The organism is Aeromonas australiensis (assembly GCF_000819725.1).
In the GTDB taxonomy this organism is placed as follows: Bacteria; Pseudomonadota; Gammaproteobacteria; order Enterobacterales; family Aeromonadaceae; genus Aeromonas; species Aeromonas australiensis.
Genome location: NZ_CDDH01000070.1, coordinates 19,383 through 41,450 on the forward strand (window position 1 = coordinate 19,383; position 22,068 = coordinate 41,450).

21 protein-coding genes are annotated in these 22,068 nt (G+C 58.4%); 11 read left to right on the forward strand and 10 right to left on the reverse strand.

Annotated features, from left to right (window positions below):
* Positions 1 to 23 precede the first annotated feature (23 nt).
* Positions 24 to 539, forward strand: coding sequence for a DUF2062 domain-containing protein (locus BN1117_RS12130; RefSeq protein ID WP_040097695.1), 516 nt, complete (start codon positions 24 to 26; stop codon positions 537 to 539).
* A complete protein-coding gene (locus BN1117_RS12135) occupies positions 536 to 1,039 on the forward strand; it encodes a DUF2062 domain-containing protein (protein WP_040097696.1) in 504 nt (167 codons plus the stop codon). Before BN1117_RS12130 ends, BN1117_RS12135 begins: the two co-directional genes overlap by 4 nt.
* A gap of 114 nt (positions 1,040 to 1,153) precedes the next feature.
* Here BN1117_RS12135 and BN1117_RS12140 read toward each other — a convergent pair whose 3' ends face one another.
* The 9 genes from BN1117_RS12140 to glpT all read right to left on the reverse strand — a co-directional run bounded on the left by BN1117_RS12140 (position 1,154) and on the right by glpT (position 11,069).
* Positions 1,154 to 2,344, reverse strand: a complete 1,191-nt coding sequence (locus tag BN1117_RS12140) for an amino acid aminotransferase (protein ID WP_040097698.1) — start codon at positions 2,342 to 2,344, stop codon at positions 1,154 to 1,156.
* A 145-nt stretch (positions 2,345 to 2,489) separates the two neighbouring features.
* Positions 2,490 to 3,431 carry a hypothetical protein gene (locus BN1117_RS12145; RefSeq protein WP_040097700.1) on the reverse strand — a complete coding sequence of 314 codons (942 nt, stop codon included), beginning with the start codon at positions 3,429 to 3,431 and terminating at the stop codon, positions 2,490 to 2,492.
* Positions 3,432 to 3,602: 171 nt separating this feature from the next.
* Complete coding sequence (hdfR, locus tag BN1117_RS12150) at positions 3,603 to 4,475, reverse strand: HTH-type transcriptional regulator HdfR (protein ID WP_040097702.1); 873 nt, start codon at positions 4,473 to 4,475, stop codon at positions 3,603 to 3,605.
* Positions 4,475 to 4,849: a MaoP family protein gene (locus BN1117_RS12155; RefSeq protein WP_040097703.1), complete on the reverse strand. Its 375-nt coding sequence runs from the start codon at positions 4,847 to 4,849 to the stop codon at positions 4,475 to 4,477. The genes hdfR and BN1117_RS12155 overlap by 1 nt, the downstream gene beginning before the upstream one ends.
* Before the next feature lie 298 nt (positions 4,850 to 5,147).
* On the reverse strand, positions 5,148 to 5,630 hold the full coding sequence (eco, locus tag BN1117_RS12160; protein WP_005337529.1) for a serine protease inhibitor ecotin: 483 nt from the start codon (positions 5,628 to 5,630) through the stop codon (positions 5,148 to 5,150).
* A gap of 218 nt (positions 5,631 to 5,848) precedes the next feature.
* Complete coding sequence (gene glpQ, locus BN1117_RS12165) at positions 5,849 to 6,937, reverse strand: glycerophosphodiester phosphodiesterase (protein ID WP_040097705.1); 1,089 nt, start codon at positions 6,935 to 6,937, stop codon at positions 5,849 to 5,851.
* Between the two features lie 106 nt (positions 6,938 to 7,043).
* Entirely contained in the window at positions 7,044 to 8,531 is a 1,488-nt protein-coding gene (gene glpD / locus BN1117_RS12170; RefSeq protein ID WP_040097706.1) for a glycerol-3-phosphate dehydrogenase, read from the reverse strand.
* 318 nt (positions 8,532 to 8,849) lie between these two features.
* On the reverse strand, positions 8,850 to 9,608 hold the full coding sequence (locus tag BN1117_RS12175; protein WP_040097708.1) for a DeoR/GlpR family transcriptional regulator: 759 nt from the start codon (positions 9,606 to 9,608) through the stop codon (positions 8,850 to 8,852).
* A gap of 102 nt (positions 9,609 to 9,710) precedes the next feature.
* Entirely contained in the window at positions 9,711 to 11,069 is a 1,359-nt protein-coding gene (gene glpT, locus BN1117_RS12180; protein ID WP_040097710.1) for a glycerol-3-phosphate transporter, read from the reverse strand.
* 490 nt (positions 11,070 to 11,559) lie between these two features.
* Here glpT and BN1117_RS12185 point away from each other — a divergent pair, with 490 nt between their 5' ends.
* From BN1117_RS12185 to BN1117_RS12200, 4 genes are all read left to right on the forward strand, one after another.
* A complete protein-coding gene (locus BN1117_RS12185; protein ID WP_040097712.1) occupies positions 11,560 to 12,408 on the forward strand; it encodes an MIP/aquaporin family protein in 849 nt (282 codons plus the stop codon).
* 54 nt (positions 12,409 to 12,462) lie between these two features.
* Complete coding sequence (gene glpK, locus BN1117_RS12190) at positions 12,463 to 13,965, forward strand: glycerol kinase GlpK (RefSeq protein WP_040097714.1); 1,503 nt, start codon at positions 12,463 to 12,465, stop codon at positions 13,963 to 13,965.
* Between the two features lie 229 nt (positions 13,966 to 14,194).
* The gene (locus tag BN1117_RS12195) at positions 14,195 to 16,171 is read left to right on the forward strand and encodes a methyl-accepting chemotaxis protein (RefSeq protein ID WP_040097716.1); all 1,977 of its coding nucleotides are present in this window, start codon (positions 14,195 to 14,197) and stop codon (positions 16,169 to 16,171) included.
* A 193-nt stretch (positions 16,172 to 16,364) separates the two neighbouring features.
* On the forward strand, positions 16,365 to 16,598 hold the full coding sequence (locus BN1117_RS12200) for a hypothetical protein (protein ID WP_040097718.1): 234 nt from the start codon (positions 16,365 to 16,367) through the stop codon (positions 16,596 to 16,598).
* Positions 16,599 to 16,764: 166 nt separating this feature from the next.
* Here the strand turns inward: BN1117_RS12200 and BN1117_RS12205 are convergent, their stop codons facing one another.
* Entirely contained in the window at positions 16,765 to 17,667 is a 903-nt protein-coding gene (locus BN1117_RS12205) for a LysR substrate-binding domain-containing protein (protein ID WP_040097720.1), read from the reverse strand.
* 195 nt (positions 17,668 to 17,862) lie between these two features.
* Between BN1117_RS12205 and BN1117_RS12210 the strand changes: the two genes are divergently transcribed.
* From BN1117_RS12210 to BN1117_RS12235, 5 genes are all read left to right on the forward strand, one after another.
* Complete coding sequence (locus BN1117_RS12210) at positions 17,863 to 18,255, forward strand: DUF6404 family protein (protein WP_040097722.1); 393 nt, start codon at positions 17,863 to 17,865, stop codon at positions 18,253 to 18,255.
* 365 nt (positions 18,256 to 18,620) lie between these two features.
* Positions 18,621 to 18,983, forward strand: coding sequence for a VOC family protein (locus BN1117_RS12220; RefSeq protein ID WP_040097726.1), 363 nt, complete (start codon positions 18,621 to 18,623; stop codon positions 18,981 to 18,983).
* A 181-nt stretch (positions 18,984 to 19,164) separates the two neighbouring features.
* A complete protein-coding gene (locus BN1117_RS12225; RefSeq protein WP_040097728.1) occupies positions 19,165 to 19,461 on the forward strand; it encodes a putative quinol monooxygenase in 297 nt (98 codons plus the stop codon).
* 65 nt (positions 19,462 to 19,526) lie between these two features.
* Positions 19,527 to 20,330: a 2,5-didehydrogluconate reductase DkgB gene (gene dkgB, locus BN1117_RS12230; RefSeq protein ID WP_040097730.1), complete on the forward strand. Its 804-nt coding sequence runs from the start codon at positions 19,527 to 19,529 to the stop codon at positions 20,328 to 20,330.
* Between the two features lie 541 nt (positions 20,331 to 20,871).
* Positions 20,872 to 22,050, forward strand: a complete 1,179-nt coding sequence (locus tag BN1117_RS12235) for an MFS transporter (protein ID WP_040097732.1) — start codon at positions 20,872 to 20,874, stop codon at positions 22,048 to 22,050.
* The last annotated feature ends 18 nt before the right edge of the window (positions 22,051 to 22,068 follow it).

Consider the following 22,068-nt stretch of genomic DNA (forward strand, 5'->3'; position numbering starts at 1 on the left):
CAAGTATTTAGCAAGGTTTCAATATGCCCAAACGACTCATACAACGCTGGATGCCAGATCAGCAAACTTTGAAAGAACACAAGCACTTGCGGCTGTTCGGCAAACTGCTACTCGATGCCAACCTCTGGCACCTCAACCGCCGCTCAGCCGCCGGGGCATTTGCAGTGGGCCTCTTTATGGCCTGGATCCCGGTCCCTTTCCAGATGGTACTGGCCGCCGGTGGCGCCATCCTGTGTCGGGTCAATCTGCCCCTCTCGGTGGCGCTGGTCTGGATCTCCAACCCGCTCACCATGCCTGCGCTTTTTTACGGTGCCTATCTACTGGGCTGTATGCTACTGGGGCACACTTCCGAACAAATTGACATCGAATTTAGCTGGCATTGGCTCGCTTCAGTCTTCGAAACCATAGCTCCCCCTCTGCTACTGGGGTCTCTGGTCATGGCCATGCTTAGCTCCCTGCTCGGCTATGCCATGATCCGCTCCGTCTGGCGTCTTAGCACTGTGCGCCAGTGGCAAAAACGCAAGATAAACCGGCCATGATGAGTCGCTGGCTTGCCCGCTGCAAACTCGATCCCGACAGCCTGCGCCAACAGAAGTGGTTCGCCCTGTTTGGTGAGCGCCTGCTGGCCCCAGCCCTCTGGCAAGGGGGCACCCGCGCCCTGAGCGGCGCCGTAGCCGCCGGGATCTTCGCCTGCTGGTTCCCCATCCCGATGCACTCGCTGATCGCAGTCGGTCTGGCACTGGCATTCAGCCTCAATCTGCCGCTGGCGCTGCTGGCGGTCTGGTTCAACAATCCGCTGACTTTGCCGTTCATGTATCTCTACGCCTATCGCACCGGGTGTCTGGTACTGCACCAGACGCCGGAGCCTTTCCAGCTCAGCTGGACCCTCCACTGGCTGGAGCAGGAAGCGGCGACCCTGGTGCCTCCGTTCCTGCTCGGCAGCCTGCTGCTGGCAGTGTTGACCGCCCTGAGCGGCGGTCTCCTGACTGCATTGCTGCTGCAGCTGCGCAAACTGTGGCAAGGTGTCCGCACCCCCTGAGTGGCCTTACCATTGTCTGGCGATCTGCTGTTGGCGATCAAAAAAGCCCGCCACCTTGGTGACGGGCTTTTTCATCCCATTGGGCCGCATAGTGCCAGTGCACAAGCGATGGGATTACAACACCTTGGCGATGGCCTCGCACAGGGGATCAATGTTGGCGCGGGTAATTCCGGCCACGCTGATCCGGCCGGAGCCAACGATATAGATGGCAAATTCACTCTTGAGCAGCTCAACCTGATCCTTGGAGAGGCCGGAGAAGGAGAACATGCCGTTCTGCTCGCGGATAAAGCTGAAGTCCTGACTCACGCCGAGGGCAGCCAGCTTCTCGACCAGCAGCTCGCGCATCTCGCGGATCCGCACCCGCATGGCGGCCACTTCTTCGACCCACTCGGCATAGAGAGCCGGATCGCTCACCACAGCGGTGACCACAGCAGCACCATGTGATGGCGGATTGGAGTAGTTGGCACGGATCACGGTCTTGACCTGGGTGAAGGCCACATCGGCGATCTCCTTGGTCGCGCTGACCAGGGTGAAGGCGCCGACCCGCTCGTTGTAGAGGCCGAAGTTCTTGGAGAAAGAGCTCGCCACCAGCAGCTCGTCATGGCACTCGGCGAAGATGCGCAGGCCTTCGGCATCCTCTTCAATACCACGGGCAAAACCCTGATAGGCGAAGTCAAACAGCGGCAACCAGCCGGCGGCAGCACTCTGCTTGGCCAGCGCTCGCCACTGATCGCTAGTGGGGTCGATACCGGTCGGGTTGTGGCAGCAGCCGTGCAACAGTACCAGATCGCCCGCTTGCGCCTCAGCCAGAGACGTTTGCATGGCGGCAAAATCGAGACCTTTGGTCGCCGCATCGTAGTACTTGTACCACTTGACGGTCAGGCCCGCGGCCTGGAATACGCTGACATGGTTGGCCCAGGTGGGGTCGGAGATCCAGATGGTCTTGGCCAGACCGTTGCGCACCACGAATTCAGCCGCGATACGCAGGGCACCGGTGCCGCCCGGCGCTTGCGCAGTCTTGGCGCGGCCGCTGGCAACCAGCGCGGAATGCTGCCCGAACAGCAGTTGCTGCACGATGCGGCCATATTCGATATTGCCTTCAATACCGAGGTAGTTCTTGGTCTTCTCGTCGGTCAGCAGCTTCTGCTCGGCTTTCTTGACACAGTGAAGAATGGGGGTGGCACCGGACTCATCCTTGTAGATCCCTACGCCCAGATTGATTTTGTGGCTGCGAGAGTCAGCACGGAAGGCTTCGGTCAGGCCCAGGATCGGATCCGCTGGGGCGGCAACAACCTTTTCAAACATGGTATTCCCTGTATTCCGTTGAGTTCGTTGGGTGGCAAAGCGGCTTGATAAACAAAAGCGCTCATCTGGCGAGCGCTTCGTCACCTCTTTATATCACCGTGTTCAATGGGGGAAAACCGCTTTTTGGCTCGCTTTCAGGCCAATTTCAACCAACGGCATGCCACGCTGGTGCCAGCGCGCACACCTCGGCCGACAAGCCACCATTGGACTCAACCAAACCGCTACAAACTGCTAACAATGACTTGGGGATCCGGCTCGGCTCCCAGTGCCGAGCCTCAGTCAAAGGCTGGGCATACGCGCTGAGGATGGGGGCCAGATCACGGGGCAACCACCAGCTGGCCGGACGACCTAGCCGCTGGGCCAGCGCCTGCAGCCGATCCACCCCGGCAGGGTCGAGGGCGGTGAGATGACTCCACAGCACATTGGGTGGCAGCGCCGCCACCACCTGCTGCAAGGCCAGAGGAGCCGATGGTGGAGCCCATACCAGCAAGATGCCGGGCTCAAGAGGTAACTCGGCAAAGGCACCAACGCTGTCGGTGGTGATCACCCGCTCGATACTCCCCTGCCCCCACAGGATCTTGCCAAGCCCCGCCAGGGTGCGCTCGGGTAGGGCTATCTCTCCCAGCGCCTGCAGCCAGGGGGCCGCGTCGATCAGGGTGCCGCCGCTGAAAAAGAGGCTGAACGGCTGGGCGGCGCGCAAGCGCAACAGCTGATCGGCACAGAGCCGAATGCCCTTATCCTCGAAATCGATCTGCTCGTTGGGGGTGAAGTTCACTTCTGACTTATGATAGAGCGCCGCCAGCACCCGCTCGTTGACCAGCTCTCCCAATTGCCAGCCCTGAGCATGCAACCACTCCTCGGGCTCGGGGGGAGCGGTGGCGATCTCGGCCAGCATCAGCTCGCGGGTGAGATAGCGCCGTCCGGCCGGTGTCAGCTCATAGCAGTGGTTGCCATGGGCCAGCAGTAATTGATTATCCCTGAGCAAGCCCACCAGCGGCTGCCACTGGCGGCCACGGATCACCACGGGCGAATGACTCAGCAACTGCTGCGCCAGCGCCCGCCATTCGGGGTGACTAAAGTCGATCAATGGCAACCCATCCCTATGTACGTTCCATCGGATAAACAGCCTGGAAAGGTACCGTTACCGAGCGATGACGCCAAGCCTGCCGCGCCAATTACGTGACCTTGCTCCCTGCAATTCTCCCCAAACAGCAGAGCCCACCATGGGGTGGGCTCTGCCTTGGATAACACGCGACGTTTATTCGATATTGAGGCACAGCTCAGCGTCGTGCCACCCCAGTGGCAAGGTCAGCAGCTGATCGATCAGCTCCCGGCGATCTGATTTCTCCAGATAGGCGAGATAGAGCGGACGGCTCAGTGGCTGGCCCCCCTCCACCAGATGGAGCGCCCCCTTCTCGAGGAAAGGGCTGACCATCCGCCGTGGCAGATAGGCGGCACCACCGTTGGCCAGCACAAACTGCAATGCCATGCTGGCGGAGCTGGAGTGCAGCACCGGGGTCTTTTGCAAGCTCTGCAAGCGGCTGGGCTGCGGCTCGAAGCTGGTGCCCCAGTCGAGGTGGATATGCGGCATCTGCATCAGGTTATCGGCATTGGCCACCGGATCCCGGCTCACCAGCTCGAACACCAGCTCACCGATAGGATGCAGGGCGATCTCGTCGATCTTGGTGGGCTCGGAAAGCAACGCCAGGTCGAGGGAACGCTCCAGCAACTGGCGGCAGAGGTGCTCGCGGGAGGCCGTTTCCAGCCGTACCGCCAAACCGGGCGCCAGTGCATAGATATGGTTGAGCCAGTCGTTGAAATCGAGCTCCCAGAACACCGCTGGCGCACCGATGGCCAACTGCTGGCTGAATCCCGGTGAGAGCGCTACATCCTGCTTGGCTCGACCAAGGGTATGCAAGATGGCGTCTGCATAGGGCAGCAGACGCTCACCGGAGGCAGTCAGACGGATGTTGTTGCGATGACGGGCAAACAGACTGACACCCAGTTGCTGCTCGAGCTGGCGGATCCGGAAACTCACCGCCGACTGGGTCAGGTAGAGATTTTCAGCAGCCCGGCCAAAATGCCGGGTCTTGCTCACCTCGATAAAAGTCCGAAGCAGCTCGGTATCCATTAATCGATGGACTCGTCACTGCCACCACCGCTGCCACCACCAACGTCAAAGCTGGCACCGCCACCGCTACTCTCTTCGCTGGCACCACCAACGATGGTGCAGAGGCGATGAACACGCTTGGGCCCAATCACCTTGAGATACTTGAACCACACCTTGGCGTGAGGGTTGGCACCGGCCGCACCGGACTTGATCTGCTCGACGAAGGCGGACTCCACATCGTCACGGGGTGCCTGAGTCCCCTGATAAAGTGCCAACATGGCAGTACCATACTTTTCCAGACTGTCCGCTTCGGCCACAGTGAATTCACCACTGCGACGCAGGCCACGGGGAAAATGTTTGAAGTCGTTGAAACGCTTGTCTGATTCGAAGCTCATAGTGCTCTTTTTTCTGGTTAGTTTGACCTTTGCGGGCAAGTATCATCAGGCCATCGCCGAGTGCAAAATCAATTTTCTCACTATGTTAATAAATATCTTTTATCGAACTAAGTTTGCCCCATCGCTGACGCCGATTTTGTGGCATAACACACAAAAAACGTTGATAAATAATAAACTTATGTAAACGTGCAGCCAATTTTCACGTCACTTTTTGGACTGTGCAGGCAAAAATAAAGCGCCATACGGCGCTTTATTTATCACATCAGGTGAACCAGCTGAACCCTTGGTTCAAACATGCTTACTCAATCATGGCCGGTTGGGCCAGGTTGTCGGCACGCCACAGACGGTAGCGCACTTCATACTCCTGCGGTACGTAGATCACGAACGGCAGTTTTGAGTTGTAGTTCACGAAGAAGCCCTGACCGTAGATCTGGACGAAGGTCTCTTTCTGCTGGTTATCCGGGCACATCATCAGGGTGCTGATGGGGTCGGAGACTTTGCCCAGTTTCAGGTAGTTGTAGCCCCAGCCTTTGACGCTGTGCTGTTCCAGGTTGCCTGCAAAACGCGGTACGTTGCAATCAACCATCATCTTTTTGCCGACCTGCAGCTCGACCATCATGTCGGCTTCTTTCTCGACTTCAGGCAGGCGGATCACCACACGTTCCTGATTCACGTCAGCGGCTGGGAACATGCTGATATCAAATTTTTTAGGCTCGGCGGCGAAGGCATGGCCACCCAGCAACAAGGCGCCCAGCAGGCTAAAACGCAATACGGTTTTCATCTGTACCTCATGGGGTTGGTTCAACGCCGCTAGACTAACCGCTCTGCCGATTTCATGCCAGCGATCTGCCATGTAAAAAGTGCGTAAAATGATATAGATCCGGCATACCATGACGTGATCTGGCTATTTTCTGACAGGGCGCATATGCCCGTTGCAGGAACCTCAAACAAAAAACGAGGCCAATTGGCCTCGCATTGCATTCAAATGGCACCAAAGTACTAGTTGGCCGCCTCTTCATGGGCCTTGATGACGGCCACCGCCTTGTCGGGGAAGTCGCTGAACACCCCGTCCACATCAGCCTGATAGAGGAAGATGTTAAGGAGATCGGTGAAATCCTTGGCATAGGCCGGGATCTGCCCCTCATCCTGACGGAAGGTATAGGGATGCACTTTCAGCCCCGCCGCGTGGGCCTCTTTCACCATGTTGCTGAACACAGGCTTGCCCGGGGTGCCGGGCTCGGTGACGATCATCGGCTTCCACGGACCGATCCCTTCGGCATAGGTGGCGATGGTTTTCATCGCCCCCGGCTTGAACATCCAGTCATAGCTGTAAGGGATCGCCTTGCCCTTGGCGTCATAGACCATGGTCTCGTTCCAGTCGGTCTCGGCCATCAGTTGCACCAGTTTCAGATCCATGCCCATGGCGGGCATCAGCTCGCTGTTGATACGCTTGAGCTCGTTGGCATCGAAGCACTGCAGATAGACCTTGTCATCCTTGCTGGTGTAGCCGTACTCCTTGAGCACCTTCAGCACCGCCTTGGAGATATCCTTGCCTTCGTGACGGAACAGCCAGGGGGCCTTGATCTCCGGGTAGATCCCGATGTTCTTGCCGGTGCTCTTGTTGAGCCCCTGGATCATCTCGATCTCCTCCTGGAAGGTGTGGATCTTGAAGTCTGACTGCCAGAGCGGGAAACGGGCCGGATAGACCGGCACCTGCTTGCCATCCACCAGCTGGAACGGCTCGGTCATGCGCAGGGAACGCACCTCGTCCAGGGTGAAATCCACCACATAGTAACGGCCGTCCGGACGGGCACGGCCGGGGAAGCGCGCCGCCACATCGGTGATGCCATCGAGGAAGTGATCGTGCATCACCACCAGTTGGTCATCCTTGGTCATCACCAGATCCTGCTCCAGATAGTCGGCCCCCATACCATAGGCCAGCGCCTTGGATGCCAGGGTATGCTCCGGCAGGTAGCCGGAGGCACCACGGTGGGCAATTACCACCTTGCCTTCATCGGCAGCAAACAGGGGGAATGAGAGGGATGCCCCAAGGCTCAAGGCGATGAGGGAAACGGCGAGTTTTTTCATATGTGATGCTCTTTATTATTGTGTGTAGGTAATTGTTCTATCAGAGATTTGTTTCATATTTACGGTGGCAAGCGGTGGGCAGTAGCGCACTGCCCACCGTCACTCATCAGCTCGCCTTGCGCAGAGCCTGATGGTGTTGGTCGAGCCAGATCTGCAACATCTGCTGCTCTGACTCGTTCAGGCGCAGCCCCAGCTTGCTGCGGCGCCAGAGGATATCGTCCAGTGAACAGGCCCACTCCCGCTCGATGAGATAGCGCACTTCCGACTCGTAGAGGCCGCCACCGAAGTGAATGCCGCGGTTCTCTTGTAGCCAGAAGCGGGCATGGGCGCCATAAGCTTCGGCAATACGCAGGGCGTTGCGATCGTCGAGCCAGTCAAACTCCAGCGCAAAAGCGCGGGCCAACTCGCGTATCGAGCAGTCAAACTCACCGCCGGGCAGACGGCTGGCGGCCGTCCAGTCATCCCCCATCTGGCTGAACCAGGGTTTGAGCTTGTTGCAGGCGGCCTGCGCCAGCTTGCGATAGGTGGTGAGCTTGCCGCCAAATACCGAGAGCAGCGGCGCACCGTCCGATTCGCCAGAGAGTTCGAGGGTGTAGTCGCGGGTCACCGCCTGCGGTGAATCTGACTCGTCGTCACAGAGCGGGCGCACCCCGGCATAGGTCCAGATCACCTCTTTGGGGGCAATCTGGCGGGTGAAGTGGGCATTGACCACCTTGCACAGGTAATTGATCTCGGCCTCGCTGATCTTCGCTTCCCGCGGGCTGCCGTGGTGCTCCACATCGGTGGTGCCGATGAGGGAGTAGTCCTGCTGATAAGGGATGACGAAGACGATACGGTTGTCCTCGTTTTGCAGGATATAAGCCTCTTCGCGCTCATGGATGCGCGGCACTATCATGTGGCTGCCTTTAATAAGGCGAATACCACGGGGGGATTTCTCGTGCAGGCTCTCGTCATAGAAGGTCTTGACCCAGGGGCCCGCCGCATTGACCAGACCACGGCAGCTGACGCTGAACTGCTCGCCCCCTTCCCGCTCCAGAGTGAGCGTCCAGTGTTTGGATCCACGCACCGCCTTGACGCAACGGGTGCGGGTCTGCACATCGGCCCCCTTGTCCCGCGCCATCATGGCATTGAGCACCACCAACCGGGCATCATCGACCCAGGCATCCGAATACTCGAACCCCTTGCTGATCCCCGCGGTCAAGCCATCTTGCGGCAGGAAGCGCACGCCACAGCTGCCCTTGAGTTTGTCGCGCTTTGCCAGGTTGTCATAGAGGAAGAGGCCGGCGCGGATCATCCAGGCAGGACGCAGGTGGGGACGGTGTGGCAGGCGAAAACGCATGGGACGGGCGATGTGAGGCGCCATACCGAGCAGCACCTCCCGCTCCGCCAGCGCCTCTTTCACCAATCGGAATTCGTAATGTTCGAGATAGCGCAAGCCGCCGTGGATCAGCTTGCTGGAGTTGGAAGAGGTGGCAGAGGCGAGATCTTGCGCCTCAAACAGGGCGACCTTCAGGCCCCGCCCTGCCGCATCGGCTGCGATGCCGACCCCGTTGATGCCGCCACCGACGACGACCAGATCATAATGTTCGCTCATGTTCACCTACTTTCATTTTTATGATTGCTATAACAGCAATGTTTGATTTCGCTCATTTTAGAACATGAAAATACAACAAACGAACATTTTATGATGAAAGTGTGATCGCCACAGCCCGCCAGAGGTGGCAAAGGGAACTGGTCAGCGGAGCAAATGTCGTCGGGCCAACATCGGCGGGTTAATAGCCAAAAAAACCAGATTGAATAGTGGTTTTGGCAATACCCATAAAGGGGGGAGATGGGTGCAGGGATGGGAGAAAAAAAAAAGAAAGGAGGCCGCCCTGACGGGCGACCGGCACAGCCTTGGCGTGTTTCGCCGTTAGCAGATGTGGCAGGCGATCTGGTGTTGCGCCATCAATCGCGTCAGCTTTTCCGGTGGCTCCTGATCGGTAAAGAGGGCGTGGATCTGGCTAAGATTGCCCAGATTGACCATGGCATTGCGACCGAACTTGGTGTGATCGGCGGCCAGGAACACCTGACGGGAGTGGGCGATGATGGCCTGGGCGATCTTCACCTCGTGATAGTCGAAATCGAGCAGGGAGCCGTCACTGTCGATCCCCGAAATCCCGATGACGCCATAGTCCATGCGAAACTGACCGATAAAGTCGCGGGTCGCCTCCCCCACGATGCCGCCATCGCGGTTGCGGATCTCGCCACCGGCGATGATGACGGTGAAATCATCCTTGGCCGTCAAAATGCTGGCCACGTTGAGGTTGTTGGTGACGATGCGCAGCTCCCGGTGATCGAGCAGGGCACGGGCAATGGCTTCGGTGGTGGTCCCTATGTCGATAAAGAGCGATGAGCCGTCGGGAATATTGGCCGCGACCTCGCGGGCGATGCGCTCTTTCTCCTTGAGTTGCATCACTTTACGGGCGCTGTAGGCGGTATTGACGGTACTCGAATGCAGGGAGGCACCGCCATGATGGCGCCGGATCTTGTTCTGTTCGGCGAGATCGTTCAGATCCCGGCGAATGGTCTGGGGGCTGACGTCAAAGTGGGTCACCAGATCGTCGGTCGAGACAAATCCCTGCCGCGTCAGGACGTCCAGGATCTCCAGATGTCGTTGGGTTTGCTTCACGCTTGCACTCCGATGATGAGACAAAAAAAGGCCCCGGCAGATGCGGGGCCTTTTGGCAGTTTACCTGATCCCCTGTGGGATCAATAAGCTAGGGATCACGTTTTATGCCTTATGGGCAGCCGCTTGCTTGGCCGCAACGGCAATGTTCTCATGCTTGAGGGTCATCGCCAGCAAGATGATGGAGAGCACACAGGAAGCCATCAGCACCATGAAGCCACCATCCCAGCCGAAATGGTCAACGGTATAGCCCAACATGGCGTTAGCTGCCACGGCGCCGCCCAGATAACCGAACAGACCGGTGAAACCTGCTGCAGTGCCGGCCGCTTTCTTCGGCGCCAGCTCAAGGGCGTAAAGGCCAATCAGCATGACAGGGCCGTAGATCAGGAAGCCGATCGCCACCAGTGCCATCATGTCAACGGTCGGGTTACCCGCCGGGTTGAGCCAGTAGACCAGCACCGCCAGAGTCACCAGTACCATAAACAGGATACCGGCCGGGGCGCGGCGACCCTTGAACATCTTGTCGGAGATCCAGCCACACAGCAGGGTACCCGGAATACCGGCCCACTCGTAGAGGAAATAGGCCCAGGAGGAGTGATCCACACTGAAATCCTTGGCCTCTTTCAGGTAGGTCGGCGCCCAGTCCAGCACACCGTAACGAATGAGATAAACGAAGGCGTTGGCAATGGCGATGTACCACAGCAGCTTATTGTGCAGCACATATTTCATGAAGATTTCTTTGGCGGAAAACTCCTTTTCATGGCTCTCGTTGTAATCCTTCGGATAGTCATTTTTGTACTCCTCGATAGGAGGCAGACCAACCGATTGCGGGGTATCACGCATCACGAAGAAGATGATCACCGCGATGGCCGCCGCCGCCGCCGCAGGCACATAGAAGGCACTGCGCCAGTCGTTGAACCAGCCCATCCCGAGGATAAACAGTGGACCTATCATGCCGCCACCCACGTTGTGGGCCACGTTCCAGACCGCAACCACTTCGCCACGCTCTTTCTGTGACCACCAGTGCACCATGGTGCGACCGCACGGCGGCCAACCCATGCCCTGAACCCAACCGTTGAGGAACAACAGCACGAACATGATGGCGATGCTGGAGGTGGCCCAGTGCATGGTACCCATCATGAACATGATGGCAGCCGAGAGCAGCAGACCGGCGGAGAGGAAGTAACGGGCGTTGGAACGGTCAGAAACGTTGCCCATCAGGAACTTGGACAAACCGTAAGCGATGGAGACCCCGGAGAGCGCGAAACCGAGATCACCGCGAGAGAAGCCCTGCTCGATCAGATAGGGCATCGCCAGACTGAAGTTTTTCCGTACCAGGTAGTAGCCGGCGTAACCGAAGAAGATCCCGAAAAACACCTGCCAACGCATGCGTTTGTAGAAGGGATCGACCTTGTCAGCCGGGAGCCTGTCGATGTGCGCCGCAGGCCTGAAGAGACTAAGCATGTTCTGCTTCCTTATTGTTGTTATGGGCGGTTGAGGATGCCCTGACCAATCCAACGAACCATGTGAGTCCACCGATTCGTAAGCGAGCCCATTGTGCTCATATGCGCTCATTTAATCTGTGATGCATGCTCAAATATTGCAGTTTTATTACAAATAAATGACTCAAATGAGAAATCACTCAGCAGGCGCCAGCCCTTGTGTGGCAAGGGCTGCGGGATACCTCCTAAGTGGTATCAGGCGGTTATCAAGATGCTTTACGTCACATTTTCTTAGCAATGAGTGGGATCTTGTCCACATTTCCCATGGCGGGGGATGGTGAAATGATTGGGAAGGGTTATTTTCTGTCACGACCGATAACGAGCGCAAACGAACATAACGTTTGCGCAAGGCGAAAAAACAACAAAAAAACGTTTTCGGCGACAACGGATAGACACAAACAGATAAAACGGAACATCAAACCTCTACGGGCACATAACCAAGGAATAACGCTATGAGTATACAAAGACCCAATACCCTGCTTGGCGAGTGCATCGCCGAGTTTATCGGAACTGGCCTGCTGATATTTTTCGGCGTCGGATGTGTGGCTGCACTAGTGCTGGCTGGCGCCAACTTCGGGCAGTGGGAAATCTCCATTACCTGGGGTCTGGGTGTGGCCATCGCCATCTATGTGACCGGCGGCATTTCAGGTGCCCACCTGAACCCGGCCGTGACCCTGGCACTGATGACCTTCTGCGGTTTCGACAAGCGCAAGGTGGTGCCCTACATCATCGCCCAGATAGCCGGTGCCTTCTGCTTCGCGGCCCTTGTCTACTTCCTTTATGGTAACCTTTTCACCCAGTGGGAAGTGACCAATAACGTGGTGCGCGGCAGCGTCGAAAGCCTCGGCACCGCCGGGATCTTCTCCACTTACCCCAATGCCCTGCTGACCAACATGCAAGCTTTTGCCGTCGAGCTGGTGATCACTGCCGTCCTGATGCTGGGTATCATGGCGCTGGGTGACAATAACAACGGCGCCCCCAAAGGTTTCGCTGCCGCTCTGCTGATCGGTATCCTGATCGCGGTGATCGGTGCCTCCCTTGGCCCGTTAACCGGCTTTGCCATGAACCCGGCCCGTGACTTTGGCCCGAAACTGTTCGCGTTCTTTGCTGGCTGGGGTGATGTTGCCCTGACCGGTGGTCGTGACAACCCCTACTTCTGGGTTCCGATCCTTGGCCCCATCGTTGGCGCCCAGATTGGTACCGCTCTGTATGTCAAAGTGCTGGCTCCCTGTGTCCCGGGTAACCGTGTCGCCGCTGCCGAGCAAGCCCCCCAAACCGCCAAAGAAGAGGCTGCCGCATAAGAGCGGCCCCCTCCAACGTATAAAAACGTGGAAAATAGAAACGTGGAGAACATCATGTCTGCTGAAAAGAAATATGTCGTCGCTCTGGACCAGGGAACCACCTCTTCCCGTGCCATCGTGTTTGATCAGGATGCCAATATTGTCGGTACCTCCCAGCGCGAATTCACCCAGCACTACCCGAAAGCGGGCTGGGTAGAACACGACCCGATGGAGATCTGGGCGACCCAATCCTCCGTCTTTACCGAAGTGCTGGCCAAGACCGGCCTGCGCAGCGAAGAGATCGCCGCCATCGGTATCACCAACCAGCGTGAAACCACAGTGGTGTGGGAAAAGGCCACCGGCAAGCCCATCTACAACGCCATCGTCTGGCAGTGCCGTCGCACCGCCGCCATCTGCGAAGAGCTGAAAGCCCGCGGCCTGGAAGAGTACGTTCGCGAAAACACCGGTCTGGTGCTGGATGCCTACTTCTCCGGTACCAAGGTAAAGTGGATCCTCGACAACGTGGAAGGTGCCCGCGAGAAGGCGATGAACGGCGAGCTGCTGTTCGGTACCATCGACACCTGGCTGGTGTGGAAGATGACCAATGGCGAAGTGCACGTCACTGACCCGACCAACGCCTCCCGTACCATGCTCTACAACATTCGCGACCTGAAGTGGGATCAACGCATGCTGGACGAGCTGGGTATCCCCATGTCCATGCTGCCACAAGTGAAGCCCTCCTCCGAGGTCTATGGCTACACCACCCGTGGCGGCGGCACCCGCATCCCCATTGCCGGTATCGCCGGTGACCAGCAATCTGCCCTGTTCGGCCAGCTCTGCTTTGAAAAAGGGATGGCCAAGAACACCTACGGTACTGGCTGCTTCATGCTGATGAACACCGGCACCGAGCCGGTTCGCTCCAGCAACGGCCTGCTGACCACCGTCGCCATCGGCCCGAAAGGGGAGGTGAACTATGCACTCGAAGGTGCGGTATTTATGGGCGGTGCCACCATCCAGTGGCTGCGTGACGAGCTGAAGATCATTCACGACGCCCGCGATACCGACTACTTCGCCTCCAAAGTGGGCGATACCAACGGCGTCTATCTGGTACCGGCCTTCGTCGGTCTGGGCGCCCCCTACTGGGATCCGTATGCTCGCGGCACCATGGTCGGCCTGACCCGTGGCGCCAACCGCAACCACATCATCCGTGCGGCGCTGGAATCCATCGCCTATCAGAGCCGCGATGTGCTGGATGCGATGCAGCAGGACTCCGGCATCAAGCTGGCAGCATTGAAGGTAGACGGCGGCGCGGTGGCCAACGACTTCCTGATGCAGTTCCAGGCTGACATGATGCACACTCCGGTGGTACGTCCGACCCGCATCGAGACCACCGCCATGGGTGCCGCCTTCCTGGCGGGTCTGGCAGTCGGCTTCTGGAAGAGCTCGGATGAGCTGGAAGACAAGTTCAGCGTGGACCGCGAGTTCATCCCGCAGATGGACCGAGACGATCGCGCCAAACGTTACAGCGGCTGGCAGAAAGCGGTTGAGCGTTCACGCCGTTGGGCTGAAGAGGATTGATCTGACACCCGACATCCTGTTGAGAGAAACACCAAAGAGGCCGACCACAATGTCGGCCTCTCTTTTTATGCTTTCCCTTGCCGCTTTCTGCCCCCTTCCCCGCTAATTGCTCACTCCTGTTTTTCTGCCGCCCTCTGTTGTTACCATCCGTCACAACGCAATTGAGTTCTCTATCTATAATCATCATCTGGGTCGCAGATGCGACCTTTTATTGATAGAGGAGAGCGATATGGAGAGGGCGATACACCGTTTTAAACTTAACTCACTCTGGTCAGGGCTAGGGATCCGCTCCCGGATCCTCGCTGGCGTGGCGATACTGATGGTGATTGCCATCAGTTGCATCACCTTGATCCTCGAACAGATATCCCACTCTCAGGCCAAGCAGCGGGTGGAGCAATATGAGCTGCCAAGCAGTGTGGACCGCATAGCCAACCAGCTAACCGCCGAGCTGATCCAGCACCTGACCGAGGCACAGGCGCTGGCCAACAACCGTTTTGTCATCGACTGGCTGAGCGCCGGCATGCCAGAACAAGAGTGGCCCGCCATGGAGCGCTACTTTGAGGATCTGCAACAGCGTATCGGCGGCAACGTCTTTATCGCCCCCCGCCAGAGCAACACCCTGATCAACTTCAGCGAGGGGGACCGCGCCCGGAAAATCCTGGATCAGTCCGATCCGAAAGATGCATGGTTTTACGGTTTTCTGGAACGGGGCAAACCCTACGAATTGAATCTCGATATCTCGGACTTTGACAAGCGCGCCTCTCTCTATATCAACACCGCCGTCACCCACGAGGGCAGGACCCTTGCGGTGGCAGGCACCTCCATCGACATGAGCGCCCTGAGCAAGCTCATCAGCAGCTACCGGATCGGCAAGAGCGGTCAGGTCTATCTGGCGGACATGGAAGGCAATATCGAGATCCACCCCGAGCAGGAGCAAAAAGATGCCGCTCATCACCAACAATCCTTCCTCGATACTGTCAAGCAGCTCAGCCCCAACGCCCGGGATCAGGTGGCCGTGCAAGCGCTGGCGCTGGAGGGGCAAACCTATCTGATCGCAGTACGCTACATCCCCACTCTCAACCGACTGCTGATTGGCGAGATCAATGGCGCCGAACTGGCAGAGGGACTGCAGGAGTCCCGCCAGCTCATCATCATGGTATCGCTCGCCATCGGTACCCTGGCGATGCTGGCATCAGCCTGGCTGGCCCACTCCATCAGCCGCCCCATCCGTCAGGCAGCCGATGGCATGCACCACATTACCGCCGACCGGGATCTGGCGACCCGACTCGACTTCTCTGATGAGTCGGAGCTGGGCATGATGGCCCAGAGTTTCAATCAGCTGATCCAGAGCCTGAACCAGAGCTTCTCCCGCTTTCAGCAGTCAGGCAGCGCCCTCTCCGCACAGTCATCCCAATCTATGCAGCAGGCCCAGGCACTGGCGGGAGAAGCGTGCCAGCAGGCCCAGAGCATTCAGGAGCTGACCACTGTAGTCACCACCATCGGCGACAACGCCGAGCAGATCGCCAGCCGATCTGAGGGGGTCAACGCCGTGACCCGGCGCATCGCCAGCCATATGCTCAATATCGAGCAGGATGTGACCCAGAGCGCCGTGCAACTCGACAGCTTGCGCAGCAGTATCGGCAGCACATCAGTCCTGCTCGATGAGGTGGTGAAAGGCAGCAACAACATCACCCAGATCATGAACCTTATCCGCGATGTCTCGAATCAGACCAACCTGCTGGCTCTCAATGCCGCCATCGAAGCCGCCCGGGCAGGGGATATGGGACGGGGCTTTGCGGTGGTGGCCGACGAGGTACGCCAGCTGGCGGTGCGCACCCAGACCGCCACCAAGGATGTGCAGGATCTTATCTTGCGCCTGCAGGAGGGAACCCGCCAGGCCAGCAGTTCGATGGCGGACTCCCGCACCCTGAGCGAAGAGGGATACAACCGGATGAATCAGGCCAGAGAGGTGCTGGTTGATGCCACCAGCCAGATCAACCAGACTGCCCTCGAGATCAACGAGATCAGCGCGCTGGCGCAAGCGCAGGATCAGCAGATGGGGCAAGCCAGAACGGCGCTCGACGAGCTGGCCATGGTGGCCGAACACCAGCGGGAACACGCGCAGGAGAGCAATGCCGCCAGCCGCGAACTGTTCGAACTGGCCAAGGCCATAGACGAGCAGATCCGCCAATACCGGATTGGCTAGGCCCGGCACTTCCCTTTCTCCCTCTCAATAACCAAGACGCCACCGCGGGGTGGCGTTTTCATTTTGCAAACCATTTTGCCTGCACTCGCGAAACGGGAATGACGAGTAGGATTGCAAGACATTGATAATTAAGGTGAAAAAATGTGGAATGGCTATTGCTTAGTGATATCAGACTCAACAGAGGGATATCGCCATGAAACCGACCACCACTCAAGCGCCTGTAGCCCACGCCGCCACTCAAAAAGAGAGGCTGACCCCCCGCGAAGGCATCTTCCTGATGATGGTGGCCCAGCTAGTGGTGCTCACCTGCATCGTACTGGCCGCCACCGTCGGCGGCCTCTCCTGGCAGTGGACCCTGCTGCTGGCCATTGCGCCGGTGCTCGGTGGCGCCCTGCTCAGCCGGGTATGGGGCAAACTGCCCCGCTAACTGCGCTTCAGCTCACACACCTTCCCGAACCGGCGGTCGACCCTCAAGTCGGCCGTCTGTTTATCCACCGCCTGGCTAATGCTGATTGGCCGCACGAATGAGCGGCTTGTTTTTCAATCAGCAAACTGCAGCGACTCCCCACACAAACCGTACAAACCAAGCGGCACTACAGGGTATGACTGCCCAGCTGCTCTTTAAGAAAATCGAGCCAGACCCTCAGCCGGATATCCCGCTGGGCATCGGAGTAGAAGACCGCATTGATGGGGCGCGAGGCGCTGCTGTTGCTGCGGGCCAGCACCTCCACCAGGGCTCCGCTAGCCCGATCCGGCCCGGTCATAAAATCCGACAGACAGACAATCCCCTGCCCCGCCAGCGCCAGCTGACGCAAAGTTTCACCGCTGCTGGCACGCAGACTGGGGGTGATGGCAAAGCGATCCCCCTGCTCGGCACTGAGCAGCGGCCAGTGGTTGAGGTGATCGGGATGCAAAAATCCCAGCAGCTCGTGACCGCTCAGCAGATCTGCCGGTTGGCGCGGGGTGCCGCGCTCGCTCAAATAGGCTGGAGAAGCCAGCAGCCGCAGCCGCGAACGGCCCAGCGGCAGCGCACGCAGGGAGGAGTCGGTCAGCTCGCCGATGCGGATGGCCATGTCCACCCGCCGCTCCATCAGATTGATAAAACCCTCCGAGCTGTGCAGCTGCAGCTCGATGGCGGGGTAGCGGCGGCGAAACTCGCCGATGATCGGCACCAACCGGTGCAGAATAAAGGGGGTGGCGGCATCGACTCTCAACACCCCTTCGGGTTGTTCCCGGCGCATCAGCAGATGCCCCTCCGCCTCGCTCATCTCGGTCAGGATCTTCACCGCCCGCTGATAGAACCAGCTCCCCTCCTCGGTCAGACTGACCCGGCGGGTGGTGCGATTGAGCAAAACGGTTGAGAGCTTCTCCTCCAACCGCTTGATGCCTCGGCTCACCACCGAGTTATCCATGCCGAGGTTCTCCGCCGCCTGGCGAAAACTGCCCGCCTCCACCACCGCCACAAACAGGGTCAGCTCATCAGAATGGGTCTTCATTGCTGTTATCCGGACAAGAATTATGGGCCTTTATAGGCGTAGCTGCTGTGGATTGGCAAGCGTGCGGTGAGGTCAGTTCTTTTTTTCTACAGAGAAAGAACGTGACCGCGAGCCCACATCATACCCGCGATTTGTCAGTACAATGCAGCCAGAAAAGCACCGTATGGCACCACTCATTTCACAAGGATCAATACCATGACATTTGAAGAAAAGCTGGCCGCCGCCCATCAGGAGCTGGCAAGCAAGGGTGTATGGCATGCCAACTACAATCCCCCGCTGTGCAGGCTGCTGCGCAGGTTCGGTTATCCCGTCAAACCGCCTCACTATGAGGGCTGGCTAACCAACTTTCTGGTATTCGGGGTAGGCGTTGGTCTGGTATGGGGTCCGATGATGTGGTTTTTTAGCTGGCAACCCATGGCTATGGATCCGCTATTTGCCCTGCGCCAAGTCGCGTTATTTACAGGATTGTTCGGCCTGTCCATGGCATCTTGGCTCTGGCTGCGGCGCAAGCAGCTTAAACTGACCCCGTGGGAACAACTGGAACAAAAACCACACCAACGGTTACAAGAACAAGCTGAGCGAAAATGAATCCCCATACGGATCTAGACATAACGCATCCATACCTGTACAACCCACCTTTTACCTGAATGGACTCTTCAATTGCTGGAATCTATCGTCATTTTTACTCTGACTGTTTTCATCCATAGTCTACTGCTCGGCTACCGTATAATTCGCCACCACAACTGCAGTTGGCGAACCTTCCAACGCAGCAAGGACCCGGTTCCACTTATTTTTTTTATTCCCTTCAGCACATCCGCAGCCTTGTTGCTCAAGCCCCATATCGTGGCAGCGCTCTCTTGAGAAGCAGACCAGAAAAAACGTAAGAGGTGCCAGTAGGTTAGCGCAGCTATCTCTGCCATCATGCCCAATACATCTGCAGGGAGCATAACTTTATGAAAGCTCATGAAAAACTGAACTATGTGGAGTTTGCGGCCAGGGATCTCGCCGCGACCAAGGCATTCTTTCAGGCTGTATTTGGCTGGCAGTTTGTTGATTACGGCCCCGACTACAGCGCCTTTGCCGATGAGGGGCTGGATGGCGGATTCTATCGGGCGGATCAGTGCAATCAGACAGCTCAGGGCGGCGCCCTGCTGGTCTTCTACAGCGCGGATATTGAAGCAACTCAAGCCAAGGTGAGCCAACACGGTGGCACAATCAGTCGCCCACTATTCGACTTCCCCGGTGGCCGCCGTTTCCACTTCGTTGAGCCCAGCGGTAATGAGTTTGCAGTCTGGTCAGAACCTTCCCACGCCTGATGATACAGGGCGGAATGTCCGCCCTTCTTCTCTTTGACTTCATGCTGCCATGGCACTTGCGCCATGTATTTCTGGCTACAGGATTGCGGCTCTCCCCTCAATACTGTTTTGCGACCAGCGCCCTGTTTCCAGCAAGTCACGGCAGGCATACTGACCCTTCGTTTTTGCCAAAGAGGTTCAGATGTCATCACCCGTTATTGTGATTGCCCAGCTTGAAGCCAAACCCGAATTCGCCGCCCAGTTTCGCGCCGCCCTTGAGCCGCTGATTGCGGCCACCTTGCAAGAGGCGGGCTGCCAGCGCTATCAGCTGCATCAGGACTTGGACAATCCAAACAGCTGGATGCTCTACGAAGTGTGGGAGAGCGAAGCGGCCCTCACCGCCCATCAGGGTCAGCCCCACTTTACCGAATTTGTCGCCAAGGCCGAGCCCTGGTTTGCCAGCAGCACCATTCGCCGCTATCAGCCGCTGGGCGCCTGACTGGCCCCTGAGCCTGTTTCTGTTCAGCCCATCAAGGGCCAACCACCACCCCATTGAGGAACGAGATGATCAATATGCCACCCATGGGTCTGGGCACCTTCCGCCTGAAGGGCGAGCCGCTGCTTGCCACCCTGACCAACGGTCTGGAGCTGGGCTATCGCCATATCGATACCGCCCAGATCTATGACAATGAAGCCGAGGTCGGCACCGTGCTGACCCGCAGCACTGTTGCTCGCCACGAGATCTACCTGACCACCAAGGTGTGGACCAGCGAGTTTGGCCCAGGCAAGGTGATCCCGAGCCTGGAGGTGAGCCTCGAAAAACTGGGCACTGACTATCTGGATCTGGCGCTGATCCACTGGCCCTCCCCCAAGGATGAGGTGCCGATGGCAGTCTATCTGGAGCAGCTGGCCGAGGCCAAAGCACAAGGCCTGACCCGGGAGATCGGGGTCTCCAACTTCACCGTGGCTCAGCTCAAACAGGCTATCGAGATTTTGGGGCCGAGCGCCATCGCCCACCAGCAGATCGAGGTTCATCCGCTGCTGCAAAACCGCAAGGTAGTCGAGTTCTGCAAAGCCCACTGTATCGCCGTCACCGCCTATATGCCGCTCGCCTATGGCAAGGTGCTGAGCGAGCCACTGCTGATGGAGATTGGCCAGCGCCACGGGGTATCGGCGGCGCAGGTGTCGCTGGCCTGGCTGCTGGCGCAGGACATGGCGGTGATCCCGAGCTCCACCAAGCGGGAGAATCTCGCCGCTAACCTTGCAGCCCTCAAGGTCACGCTCACTGCCGAAGAGATGGCAGCCATCGCGGCCCTGGATCGGGGCGAGCGCTGCGCCAACCCTGACTTTGCGCCGGATTGGGATTAAACAGAAAAAGATACAGAGGCTCTCTCGCTTCGACGGCGGGTACCGCCAACCCTCACGACCCTATTGCAACCACTAGCTATCCCCTCTCCCGACGGGAGAGGGTTAGGGTGAGGGCAAGCGACCACCCCCTCATCCCCAACCCTTCTCCCACAAGGGGAGAAGGGAGAAAATAACGCTCAACGACATTTTTCAGCAAAATCGGGAGGTATCATGCCTCCCGCTTTTTTGCCCTTGCATCTCACTCATTGCTCACTCCCCCACACACAGCAGATTCAGCCAACCCTGTCGCCTTCCATTACCCCCGTTTCCTCCTTGTCCCCTACTCGCTCAGCACGCTTTTACTCTGCTCTCCAGTCACTTCGCACTCTGCTCTCTTGTCCCCTCTTTGCGGCCACTCTTGTCTCTCCCATTCCCCTCTTACTCATCACCATTGCTGCTGATTTGGCAAAAGTAATTTGATTTCACCATCATTTTTGCCAACAAACTGTCTCGGCATACTGGCGCCATTCTCCCGTCGGGAGTCACTATTCAAGGAGTTGTTATGCCACTGGCGTTATTTGCCCTGACCTTAAGTGCCTTTGCGATCGGCACCACTGAATTTGTGATCGTGGGGCTCATCCCCACCATAGCCCAGCAGCTCAATGTTTCGCTTCCCTCGGCGGGCCTGTTGGTCAGCCTCTATGCCCTTGGGGTTGCCATCGGCGCCCCTGTGCTCACGGCGCTCACCGGCAAGGTGCCGCGCAAGTGGCTGCTGGTGGGGCTGATGGCGCTCTTTACCGCCGGCAACCTGCTGGCCTGGCAGGCTCCCGGTTACGAGAGCCTGATCGTGGCCCGCATCCTGACCGGATTGGCGCACGGAGTCTTCTTCTCGGTGGGCAGCACCATCGCCACCGGCTTGGTGGCCAAAGAGAAGGCGGCGAGCGCCATCGCCATCATGTTCAGCGGCCTTACCGTGGCGCTGGTGACCGGCGTACCGCTCGGCACCTGGATTGGTCAGCTCTTTGGCTGGCGTGAAACCTTTCTGGTAGTAAGCCTGCTCGGCCTCGTTGCCATGGTGGGCAGCCTGCTGCTGATCCCGAGCAATCTGCCCAAGGGGGCGGCCTCGACCATCCGCGAGCAACTCTCGGTACTGACCAAGAAGCCGCTGCTGCTGGTCTACGCCAAAACCGCCCTCGGTTATGGCGGCGCCTTCACGGCTTTTACCTTCCTCGCCCCCATCCTGCAGCAGGTGAGCGGCTTTAGCGCCGGTGCGGTGAGCCTGATCCTGCTGGTTTACGGGGTATCGGTCGCCATCGGCAATATCTGGGGTGGCAAGCTGGCCGACAAGATGGGCCCGCTTCCTGCGCTCAAGCTGCTGTTTGCCGGTCTGGCGCTGGTGCTGCTGGCCCTCACCTTCACCGCGCCGCACCCGGTGCTGGCGGTGCTCACCGTGCTGGTGTGGGGCGCCTTTGCCTTCGGCAACGTGCCGGGTCTGCAGGTACTGGTGGTGAAGCAGGCCGAACTGCACACCCCCAAGGCGGTGGATGTGGCATCGGGCCTTAATATTGCCGCCTTCAACGTTGGCATTGCGCTGGGCTCCGTGGTCGGTGGCTTGGTGGTTGAGCACCTCGGCCTGATGCACACCCCCTGGATCGGTGCCCTTATCGTACTGCTGGCCTTCGGGCTGACCCATGTCAGCGAGCGCCGCGAAGCCCTCCGGCTCGCTGCCTGTCAGGCATAAGCTGCGCCAGCAGGCCGC

Coding starts and splice junctions, on each gene's coding strand:
- BN1117_RS12130 (WP_040097695.1), top strand. CDS start 24: ATGCCCAAACGACTCATACAACGCTGGATGCCAGATCAGCAAACTTTG.
- BN1117_RS12135 (WP_040097696.1), top strand. CDS start 536: ATGATGAGTCGCTGGCTTGCCCGCTGCAAACTCGATCCCGACAGCCTG.
- BN1117_RS12140 (WP_040097698.1), bottom strand. CDS start 2,344: ATGTTTGAAAAGGTTGTTGCCGCCCCAGCGGATCCGATCCTGGGCCTG.
- hdfR (WP_040097702.1), bottom strand. CDS start 4,475: ATGGATACCGAGCTGCTTCGGACTTTTATCGAGGTGAGCAAGACCCGG.
- BN1117_RS12155 (WP_040097703.1), bottom strand. CDS start 4,849: ATGAGCTTCGAATCAGACAAGCGTTTCAACGACTTCAAACATTTTCCC.
- eco (WP_005337529.1), bottom strand. CDS start 5,630: ATGAAAACCGTATTGCGTTTTAGCCTGCTGGGCGCCTTGTTGCTGGGT.
- glpQ (WP_040097705.1), bottom strand. CDS start 6,937: ATGAAAAAACTCGCCGTTTCCCTCATCGCCTTGAGCCTTGGGGCATCC.
- glpD (WP_040097706.1), bottom strand. CDS start 8,531: ATGAGCGAACATTATGATCTGGTCGTCGTCGGTGGCGGCATCAACGGG.
- glpT (WP_040097710.1), bottom strand. CDS start 11,069: ATGCTTAGTCTCTTCAGGCCTGCGGCGCACATCGACAGGCTCCCGGCT.
- BN1117_RS12185 (WP_040097712.1), top strand. CDS start 11,560: ATGAGTATACAAAGACCCAATACCCTGCTTGGCGAGTGCATCGCCGAG.
- glpK (WP_040097714.1), top strand. CDS start 12,463: ATGTCTGCTGAAAAGAAATATGTCGTCGCTCTGGACCAGGGAACCACC.
- BN1117_RS12195 (WP_040097716.1), top strand. CDS start 14,195: ATGGAGAGGGCGATACACCGTTTTAAACTTAACTCACTCTGGTCAGGG.
- BN1117_RS12200 (WP_040097718.1), top strand. CDS start 16,365: ATGAAACCGACCACCACTCAAGCGCCTGTAGCCCACGCCGCCACTCAA.
- BN1117_RS12205 (WP_040097720.1), bottom strand. CDS start 17,667: ATGAAGACCCATTCTGATGAGCTGACCCTGTTTGTGGCGGTGGTGGAG.
- BN1117_RS12210 (WP_040097722.1), top strand. CDS start 17,863: ATGACATTTGAAGAAAAGCTGGCCGCCGCCCATCAGGAGCTGGCAAGC.
- BN1117_RS12220 (WP_040097726.1), top strand. CDS start 18,621: ATGAAAGCTCATGAAAAACTGAACTATGTGGAGTTTGCGGCCAGGGAT.
- BN1117_RS12225 (WP_040097728.1), top strand. CDS start 19,165: ATGTCATCACCCGTTATTGTGATTGCCCAGCTTGAAGCCAAACCCGAA.
- dkgB (WP_040097730.1), top strand. CDS start 19,527: ATGATCAATATGCCACCCATGGGTCTGGGCACCTTCCGCCTGAAGGGC.
- BN1117_RS12235 (WP_040097732.1), top strand. CDS start 20,872: ATGCCACTGGCGTTATTTGCCCTGACCTTAAGTGCCTTTGCGATCGGC.